Below are 9,337 nucleotides of genomic sequence, written 5' to 3'. Positions count from 1 at the left end.
TGAACTCGCCGAAATCCATGTTCAGGCCATCCGCCACGCCGGCTCTCGAAGTGAAGCAGCCTCACCCCCCGATCCGGCGCGCTGGCGCCGCCGCCGCTGGTGTCCTTGCGGTCGAAGAAGGCGATCCGGCATCCGGGCGCTGCCGAGCGGCGATGCTGGCACGGGGAAGCGCTCACCCGGCTGCGCCGCCTGCCAGCCGGAGATCACCGTGGTGGTGTCCTGCGCCCCGTCCGGGCTGGTGCCGTCGAAAAGCGGCGCCACCAGCATGCAAGCGAACCCGCCCGCGCGGTGGCCAGGGTGCGGATGGCGGGCAGCACGGCAGGGGGGTGCCGGGCGGCAGTGCCTCCCTCCTTCGCGGCCGGGTCGGTATAGCGGACGCGGCCGCCCTCCGGCGTCACCTCCGCCTCGCCCGTCACGCTGGGAGACGCGCCTGCGAGCTTTGCGCTCGCGAGAAGCGGGATGCTGCGCCCGTCCTTCGTCTCCAGGTCGAGTAGTCGGAGGCGGTCTCCACCTGTCTCGTCGTGCCGGTGAATCAGGGTGAAGCGCTGCTCGGTGGCCCAGGCGTCGCAGGCATCCACCATCTTCATAGAGGCTCACCCTCGGCCCGGGCATGTCGGAATTGTCCCGCACCCGGTCGAGGGTCAGGTGATAGGCGGCGCGATGCGCGGCCATGGCCTCCGCCCCTGGTTCCGCCGCCTTCGCCTGGGCCGGGGCCAGGGCGGATAGCGATGCCGGCGGGCAGGGAGGCGGTGCCGAGCAGGGCGGCGAAGAGGTGGCGGCTTAGGGATCGGGGCCTCCTTCAGGAGCAAGCGCCCCACTTAGGGTGTCGCCCTGCCGCCGGCCAGCACCCTTGGCGGCGGCAGGTCCAGGCGAATATGCAGCTCGCGGAGCCGCGCCGGCTCCACCAAATAAGGGGCGCCCATCATCAGATCCTCGGCCTGTTACTTCATCGGGAAGAGGATCACCTCGCGGATATTCGGCTCATCGGCCAGCAGCCCCACGAAGCGTGGTCGATGCCGTGGGGGCAGAGCCGCCATGCGGCGGCGCGCCGTAGCGCAAGGCGTTCAGCATGCCGCCGGTGCTGCTTCTCCACCACTTCCCGGCCGAATAGCCGGCGATCTCGAAGGCGCGGATCATGATGTCCGGCCGGTGGTTGCGGATGGCGCCGGAGGAGAGCTCGATGCCGTTGCAGACGATGTCGTACTGGAAGGCCTTGATCTGCAACGGGTCCATGTTGTTCAGCGCTTTCAGCTCGCCCTGGGGCATGCTGAAGGGGTTGTGGCTGAAATCGATCTGGCCGGTTTCCTCGTTGCGCTCGTACATCGTAAAATCGGTGACCCAGCAGAAGCGGAAGGCGTCTCCCCCGATCAGGCCGAGCTCCTGGCCGAGCCGGCTGCGCACCTGGCCGGCGAATTTCGCCGCCGCCTCTGCCTCGTCGGTAGGCGGCGAAGAACACGGCGTCCCGTCCTCAGGCTGCAGGCGTCGCGATCGCGCAGGCGCGCCTCTCGCTCCAGGCTGCGGGCGATGGCCGCGGGCCTCGCCGGCCTCGAAGGTGATGTAGCCGAGGTCGCTGGCGCCGCTCTCCGCGTCCATTCATTGAGCTTGTCGAAGAAGCTGCTCCCCCGCCGGCGCCCGGCGCCGGGATGGCGCGACCACGCGCCTCGACGGCGCGGGCGAAAAGCTCCAAAGGCGCCGCCGCGGAACTGCTCGGTCACGTCGCGGATGCGGAGCGGGTTGCGCAGGTCCGGCTTATCGGAGCCGACCCCCAGCATCGCCTGGTCGAAGGGGATGCGGGGGAAGGGGGCAGGCGTCACTATGCGCTTCGTGCTGGATAGTCGCGGAGAATCTCGAAGACGCCGGCCAGCACCGGCTCGATCGCGGCGAAGACGTCCTCCTGGGTCACGAAGCTCATCTCGAAATCGAGCTGGTAGAACTCGCCGGGGGGAGCGGTCGGCGCGGCTCGCCTCGTCACGGAAGCCAGGGGGCGATCTGGAAGTAGCGGTCGGCCGCCCGCCACCATGGCCACGAACGGGCCGCGTAGTGGTGCCTGTGGCAGCGCATAGAAGGTGCCGGGATGCAGGCGGGAGGGCACCAGGTAGTCGCGCGCCCCTGGGCTCGACGCCGCCAGGATCGGCGTCTGGAATCTGGTGAAGCCCCACTCGATCATCCGCTGCCGGATGGAGGCGATCACCCCGGCGCGCAGCATGATGTTGCGTTGCTGCTTCTCCCGCCGGAGGTCGAGGAAGCGGTAGCGCAGCCTGAGGTCCTGGGACCGGCCTCGCCCGCCACCTGGATCGGCAGCACCCCGGCCTCGGACTGCACGTTCAGTTCCCGCACCCGCAGCCTGGACCTCGCCGGTCGGCAGGCGCGGGTTGATGGTGGCGCCCTCGCGCCGCACCACCTCGCCGGTCACGTGTGATGATGCTTTCCGGGCGGAGCCGGTCGGCCGCCTCGAAGACCGGGGAGCCCTGCGCCACCACGCATTGCGTCAGGCCGTAATGGTCGCGGAGGTCGATGAACAGCAGCCCCCCATGGTCGCGCTTGCGGTGCACCCAGCCGGACAGGCGGACGGTCGAGCCGGCATCGGAGGCGCGGAGCGCGCCGCAGGTATGGGTGCGATAGGCGTGCATTGGTCGGGGAACCTGGATGGCGGCCGGAAGTGCCGGCCGGAAATGGCAGCGCAGAGAGGGTCGCCCCGCGGCGGGAGTCAACCCCGGCCCCGCGGCCCGGCTTTTCCCCGCGCCTCCCGTAGTCTATGTGGTGAACCGCGGCCCATGAGCCGTCGCCTGCCTGCCCCGGACCCCGCCCCGGCCCCATCACCACCACCGCCGATCTCGCCGCCCTGTGTGCGAGCGGCTGCGGCATGAGACCTTCGCCAGGTACGATACCGAATCATGCGGGAGCGGACCTACTGGCCTGAGCTCTGCGTGGTGCAATCGGGTGGCGAGCAGGAGGTGGCGGTGGTGGATGCCCTCGCCCCCGATCTCGACCTCGCCCCGCTCGGCGCCCCTGCTGGCCGACCGCAAGGTGGTGAAGGTCTTCCACGCCGCGCGCCAGGACATCGAGATCTTCCTGCCGAAACCTGATGCCGTGCCGACGCCCCTCTTCGATACCCAGGTTGCCGCCATGGTGGCCGGCTTCGGCGACCAGGTGAGCTATGACCAGCTCTGCCGGGCCCTGGCCGGCGCGCAGATCGACAAGGCGCATCGCTTCTCGGACTGGGCGGCCCGGCCGCTCTCGCCCTCGCAGATCGCCTATGCGGCGGCGGATGTGACGCATCTCAGGAAGATCTACACCGCGCTCCGCAACCGGCTGGAGCGCGAGGGGCGGATGGAATGGGTGGCGCAGGAAATGGCGGTGCTCGACCAGCCCGCCACCTACCGCGTCGACCCCGAGACCGCCTGGGAAAGGCTGAAGGCCCGCACCGGCAACCGCCGCTTCCTCGGCCTCGCTGCGCGCCGTGGCCGCCTGGCGGGAGCGGGAGGCGCAGCGCATCAACATCCCCCGCCAGCGCCTGGTGAAGGACGAAACCCTGCTGGAGGTGGCCGCCACCGGGCCGGAGACCCCGGCCGACCTGGCGCGGGCGCGCGGCATCTCGGAGGGTTTCGCCAAGGGCCGCAGCGGCGCCGGGCTGCTCGCCGCGATCCAGGCCGCCAAGGCGCTGCCCGATCTGGACCTGCCCGAGGCGCCCCGCGACCGCGGCGGCCCCTCGCCCTCGCCGGCCCTGGTGGCGCTGCTCAAGGTGCTGCTGGCCGCCAAGAGCGAGGAGCATGAAGTGGCGCCAAAGCTGCTCGCCAGCAGCGACGACCTCGACCGCTTGGCCACCGAGGCGCATCCCGACCTGCCGGCGCTGCGCGGCTGGCGCCGCGAGGTCTTCGGCGAGTCGGCGCTGGCGCTCAAGGCCGGGCGGCTGGCGCTCGGCGTCGATGGCCGGCGGGTGAAGCTGATCGGGGCGGAATAGGGCGGCGGGCTACGGCGGATTAGAGCGTGATCGCTTGAGGTGCTCGCAGCGAAAAGCGTGAATCACGCGATCAAACAAAGGCCTGGAGCATGATGCGTGAACGAAGGTGAACGCATCATGCTCTAGCGTTCATTCCTGAACGCGAATCCGCCGTAGCTCCTTGTTTGCAGAGCAGATTCACGCTCCCGGACGTTCACATCCGTCCGCGATCCGCTCTATTCCGGAACCGCCTCCCGGTCCGCCACCTCCACCACCGCCTCCAGCCCGAGCGAGGCCGCCAGCGCCTCCACCCGGCGCAGCACGCTTTCGCCGGCGAAGACGCCGGTGCCCTCCGCTAGGCGCAGCACCAGCCTGTCGCCATGCCGGGCCAGCCTGGTGCCGGCCAGCAATCCTGGGGTGCCGCCGCAGAGCGTATAGGCGAGCCGCAGCGCCGCCCCCAGCGTCTCCGCCTGGCGCAGGGCCGCCGCATCCAGCAGCACCCGCGTCGGCGCCAGGAAGGCGGCACCCGGCTCGGCCTCGTAGCGGAGCGCGGCGCTGAGCGCGAGGAAGGCCCGCCCATGGTGGTCGAGCCCGATGCCGTTCCGCCTGAGCACCCTGAGGAAAGCCTGCTCCGCCCGGTATTCCGGGTGGTCGTGGCTGCCGATGTCGGAGATCCAGCAGGCGGCCTCGCGCAGGGTGCGGTCGGCCGCGCCCTCCTCCGGGAAGAGCGGGTCGGTCCAGGCCAGCAGCGCCGGCGGCAGCTCGGGGTCGCGGCCCCACTCCACCGCCATCCCCGCGCTGCCGTCAGCAGCGGATCGGCCTGCCGCACCGGGTCCGGCAGCAGCCTGCCATACCAGCCCTCCCGCAGCCCATTGGCCGAGAAGACCACGCGGCCGGCCCCGGTGGCGCGCAGCAGGCGGCGCATGACCACGGCGGCGAAGGGCAGGTCGCCCAGGCGCTTCTGCGGCGCGCCCGGCATCCGCTCCAGCATCCGGCGGGAGGCGGCCATCACCACCCCGGCCAGGTCCCGCGCCTCCTCCCGCCGCAGCACGTAGTGGTGGACGATGGCCAGCGGGTAGCCGGTCTGGGCGATATGCATCCGCGCCAGCGCCCGCCAGGCGCCGCCCACCAGATAGAGGTCGCGGCCGGCGCCCTCGGCCAGCCAGGGCTGGCGGCCAAGCTCCTGCTCGGCGATGCCGCGGGCGCGGGCGACGTCATTGCCGGCCCGCTCCGCCAGGCGGATGACACCGATGGGCAGGGAGGCGGCGCGCACCGCCCGCCCGGCCTCCAGCCGCACCACTTCCAGGGAACCGCCGCCGAGATCGCCCAGGATGCCATCGGCGCCGGGAATGCCCATCAGCACGCCGTCGGCGGAAAGCCGCGCCTCCTCGTCGCCGGTCAGGATGCGGATCGGCACGCCGGGCATCCGCGCCTGCAGCCCGGCCACGAATCCCGGGCCGTTGGCGGCGTCGCGCACCGCCGCGGTGGCCAGCACCTCCAGCGGCTCGGCGTGCATGGCGCGGGCCACGGCATGGTAGCGCGCCAGCACGGTGAGCGCCGGGCCGATCGCCTCCTCGTTCAGCCGGCCGGAAGCCTGCACCCCGCGGCCGAGGCCGAGCACCGCCTTTTCGTTGAAGATCGCCTGCGGGTTGCGGCCGCGCCCCTCGAAAACCACCAGGCGGACAGAATCTGAGCCGAGATCGACCACGCCGCAGCGCGGCGGCCGGACCCCGCCGCAGGCGGCGCCGGGCCAGAGGGAAGCAGGCGTGTCCAAGCCGTTCAGTCCTGCGCCACCCGGTTCTGCCGGGGCCGCCTGCCCACGGCTGGCGTGCGGGTCGGTGGGTTCAGCGCGCTGCCGCGGCCGGAGAGCGAGGGGTTGGTCATGAAATACTCATGCGCCGAGACCGGATGCAGCCCTGCCGGCAGCCGCCGCCAATGGCCATCCGCCTGCAATCCCCAGGACTGCGCCGTGTCCTTCAGGTTCACCACCATGATCTGGTCCAGGATCTGCGCATGTACCGTGGGATCCCTCCACCGGCACCAGGGTCTCAACGCGCCAATCCATGTTCCGCGCCATCCAGTCCGCCGAGGAAATGAAGACCCGGGCGCGGCGGCTGGGCAGCCGGTGGCCATTGCCGAAGGCGCAGATCCGCGAATGTTCCAGGAAGCGCCCGACAATGGACTTCACGCGAATGTTCTCGGACAGGCCAGGCATGCCGGGGCGGAGGCAGCAGATGCCGCGCACCACGCAGTCCACGCGCACCCCGGCCTGGCTGGCGCGGTAGAGCGCATCGATCAATTGCTCGTCCACCAGGTTGTTCATCTTCAGCCAGATGCCGGCCGGACGGCCTTCCCGCGCGAAGCGGATCTCCTGCTCGATCAGGCCGAGCAGCGCCGGGCGGATGGTCAGCGGCGCGAAGGCCAGGGCCTCCATCGTCTCCGGCCGGGCATAGCCGGTCATGTAGTTGGAACAGCCGCGCGGCGTCGCGGGTCAGGCCGGGATCGGCGGTGAAGAAGCTGAGGTCGGTATAGATGCGCGCGGTGATCGGGTGGTAGTTGCCGGTGCCGAAATGCGCGTAGCTGCGCATCGCCTGGCCCTCGCGCCGCACCACCAGGCTGACCTTGGCGTGGGTCTTCAGCTCGACGAAGCCGAAGACCACCTGCACGCCGGCGGCCTCCAGCTCGCGCGAGAGGGCGATGTTGCGCTCCTCGTCGAAGCGGGCCTTCAGCTCCACCATGGCGGTGACGGATTTGCCGGAATCGGCCGCCTCGATCAGGGCGCGGGCGATCGGGCTGTCGCGGCTGGTGCGGTAGAGCGTCTGCTTGATGGCGACCACATTCGGGTCGCGCGCCGCCTGGCGCAGGAACTGCACCACCACATCGAAGGATCTGTAGGGGTGGTGCACCACGATGTCCTTGGCGCGGATCGCCGCGAAGCAGTCCCCGCCATAATCCAGGATGCGTTCCGGGAAGCGCGGCGTATAGGGCGTGAAGAGCAGGTCCGGCCGGTCCTCCACGATCAGCTGCTTCAGGTCGGAAAGGCCGAGCAGCCCATCCACCACGAAGACGCCGGTGCGGTCGGCAGCCAGTTCCTCGGCGACGAAGCCCACCATGTCGGCCGGCGTGTCGGCGGTGACGGAGAGGCGGATGGCGCGGCCGCGGCGGCGGCGCTTCAGCGCGGTCTCATAGGACCGCACCAGATCCTCCGCCTCCTCCTCGAATCCCACGTCGGTGTCGCGGATCAGGCGGAACAACCCGCGCTCGGCCGGGATGAAGCCTGGAAAGAGGCGGCCGAGGCAGAGGACGATCAGGTCCTCCAGCAGCACGAAGCGGATGCTGCGGTCGGCGCCGGCCGCTCCGCCCGGGGCGGGCGAGGGCAGGCGGATGAAGCGGTCCACCTGCGGCGGCAGCGGCAGCAGCGCCCGCATGGTGCCGCCATCCTCCTCCCGCACCAGCTTCAGCGCCATGCAGAGCGCCAGGTTGGCGATGAAGGGGAAGGGATGCGCCGGGTCCACCGCCAGCGGCGTCAGCACCGGGAAGACCCGCTCCATGAACCAGTCCTGCAGCCAGGTCCGGTCGGCCTCCGACAATCCCACCGCGTCCAGGAGGCAGACGCCGGCCTCGCGCAGCAGGCGGCGCAGCGTGTGCCATTCCCGGTGCTGGTCCGCGATCAGGGACCGCGCCCGTTCATGGATGGCGGCCATCTGCTGCGAGGGCGTGCGGCCATCCGGCGAGGGGCTGGCGATGCCGGCGCGTTCCTGGCCGATCAGCCCGGCGACCCGCACCGAATAGAACTCGTCCAGGTTCGAGGAGGAGATGGCGACGAAGCGCAGCCGTTCCAGCAGCGGATGCCGCGGATTGGCCGCCTCCTCCAGCACCCGCGAATTGAAATCCAGCCAGGACAGCTCCCGGTTGATGAAGCGGTCCGGGGAATCCGGCGCGATGGCGGGAAGGGCGGGTGGCAGCGCTTCGGCGAGGGGACATGCAGGCAGCCTACAGCAGCCGCGGGGTCGAGGTGGAGCCGCCGTCTTGCTCGGGCGTCGAATCGTCATCCGTGGCGCCGAAGCCGGGCAGGTCGGCCAGGGCGGCGCGGGCCAGGCTGCGGGTCAGCCGGCCGCCGGTGGCCAGCGCCGCGCGGTCGAGCCGGGCGGCCGCCTCGGCCACCGCCGCGGCCTCGCGCGGCAGGCGCGGCAGCAGCCAGGCCTGCACCCCGGGATCGACCCGCAACTGCCGGTCGGTGAAATGCTTCTGCAGCAGCGCCGCCAGCAGCGAATCCGAGGGCGGCAGCACCGCCACCGCGGTCATGGCGCGCAGCCGGCTGCGGAGGTCGGGCAAGGCCACCGGCCAGCGCGCCGGCGCCTCCCGCCCCGCCAGCAGCACGGCCTGGCCGCCTTCGGCACAGAGGTTCAGCAGGTGCAGCAGCGCCTCCTCCTCCGCCGCGCAATCGGCATCGTCCACCGCGAGGCCGGGGCCGGGCGGCACCTCCGGCATGCCACGCAGCGCCGCCAGGCCGCGCAGCCGCGGGCCCTCCAGCACCGGCCACCCGCGCGCGGCGGCCAGGCCGCGCAGCATATGCGTCTTGCCGGTGGCGGCCGGGCCGAACAGGGCGAGGCGGCCGCCGGGCCAGTCCTGCGGCCGCCGCAGCCAGGCCAGCGCCGCCTGGTTCGATCTGTCCTCCAGCAGGTCGGCGGGGTCGTGGGAGGCGGCGAAGGGCAGGGGCAGGGCCAGTTGCCGGGCCGGTTGTCGGGCGGCTTGGCCGGGCTGCGCGGCGCTCATAGCCCGGTGCGCGGCGGGTCGAGGTAGAGCGGGCTTTCCAGGTAGCGCCGCAGCCAGTAGCGCGCCACCACGCCGATCGCCGCCGCCATCGGCACCGCCAGCAGCACGCCGAGGAAGCCGAAGGCGACACCGCCGGCGAACAGCGCGAAGATCACCCAGACCGCATGCAACTCCACCCGGTCGCCCAGCAGGCGCGGGTAGATGATGTAGCCCTCCACCACCTGGCCCAGCAGGAACACCGCCAGCACCAGCAGCACCCCGTTCCAGGTGCCGAATTGCGCCAGCGCCAGGGTCACGGCGGTCACCATCCCGGTGACCGAGCCGACATAGGGGATGAAGGACAGGATGCCCGCCAGCAGCCCGACGGTCAGCCCAAGCTCCAGCCCCACTGCCGAGAGCGCCGCCGCGTAATACACCGCGAGCAGCGCGCAGCAGATGAACTGCCCCCGCAGCCAGGCCGAGAGCACGCGGTCCGTGTCCCGCGCCAATTGCCGGAGCGTGGCGGCGGAGCGGCGCGGCAGCCAGGCATCCAGGCGGATCAGGATGCGCGGCCAGTCGCGCAGCAGGTAGAAGGCCACCACCGGCGTGACCGTGACCAGGGTGAAGACGTAGAACAGCGCG

At 71.6% G+C, this 9,337-nt stretch carries 3 protein-coding genes and 4 pseudogenes; 1 reads left to right on the top strand and 6 read right to left on the bottom strand.

Annotated elements, in window-relative coordinates; translation table 11 throughout:
• Positions 1–203: 203 nt before the first annotated feature.
• Both KSF81_RS26475 and aspS read right to left on the bottom strand, forming a co-directional pair.
• Positions 204–587, bottom strand: coding sequence for a cell envelope integrity EipB family protein (locus tag KSF81_RS26475; protein WP_217381495.1), 384 nt, complete (start codon positions 585–587; stop codon positions 204–206).
• Positions 588–818: 231 nt separating this feature from the next.
• Positions 819–2,630, bottom strand: a pseudogene (gene aspS / locus KSF81_RS26470) (aspartate--tRNA ligase).
• A 185-nt stretch (positions 2,631–2,815) separates the two neighbouring features.
• On the opposite strand from aspS, the pseudogene rnd reads away from it, so the two are divergent.
• A pseudogene (rnd, locus tag KSF81_RS26465) lies at positions 2,816–3,961 on the top strand (ribonuclease D).
• A gap of 215 nt (positions 3,962–4,176) precedes the next feature.
• Here rnd and KSF81_RS26460 read toward each other — a convergent pair.
• The 4 genes and pseudogenes from KSF81_RS26460 to KSF81_RS30665 all read right to left on the bottom strand — a co-directional run bounded on the left by KSF81_RS26460 (position 4,177) and on the right by KSF81_RS30665 (position 9,297).
• Positions 4,177–5,714: pseudogene (locus KSF81_RS26460) on the bottom strand (Ppx/GppA family phosphatase).
• A gap of 5 nt (positions 5,715–5,719) precedes the next feature.
• Positions 5,720–7,992 (bottom strand): annotated as a pseudogene (locus KSF81_RS26455) (RNA degradosome polyphosphate kinase).
• Entirely contained in the window at positions 7,934–8,716 is a 783-nt protein-coding gene (locus KSF81_RS26450) for a chromosomal replication initiator DnaA (protein WP_217381494.1), read from the bottom strand. Before KSF81_RS26450 ends, KSF81_RS26455 begins: the two are co-directional and overlap by 59 nt.
• A complete protein-coding gene (locus KSF81_RS30665; protein WP_309139756.1) occupies positions 8,713–9,297 on the bottom strand; it encodes an AI-2E family transporter in 585 nt (194 codons plus the stop codon). The genes KSF81_RS26450 and KSF81_RS30665 overlap by 4 nt, the downstream gene beginning before the upstream one ends.
• Between the last annotated feature and the right edge of the window lie 40 nt (positions 9,298–9,337).

The sequence above is a fragment of the Siccirubricoccus sp. G192 genome (genome assembly GCF_019084075.1).
In the GTDB taxonomy this organism is placed as follows: domain Bacteria; phylum Pseudomonadota; class Alphaproteobacteria; order Acetobacterales; family Acetobacteraceae; genus G192.
This window is presented reverse-complemented; position numbering and strand designations above follow the sequence as displayed.

Coding starts and splice junctions, on each gene's coding strand:
- KSF81_RS26475 (WP_217381495.1), bottom strand. CDS start 587: ATGAAGATGGTGGATGCCTGCGACGCCTGGGCCACCGAGCAGCGCTTC.
- KSF81_RS26450 (WP_217381494.1), bottom strand. CDS start 8,716: ATGAGCGCCGCGCAGCCCGGCCAAGCCGCCCGACAACCGGCCCGGCAA.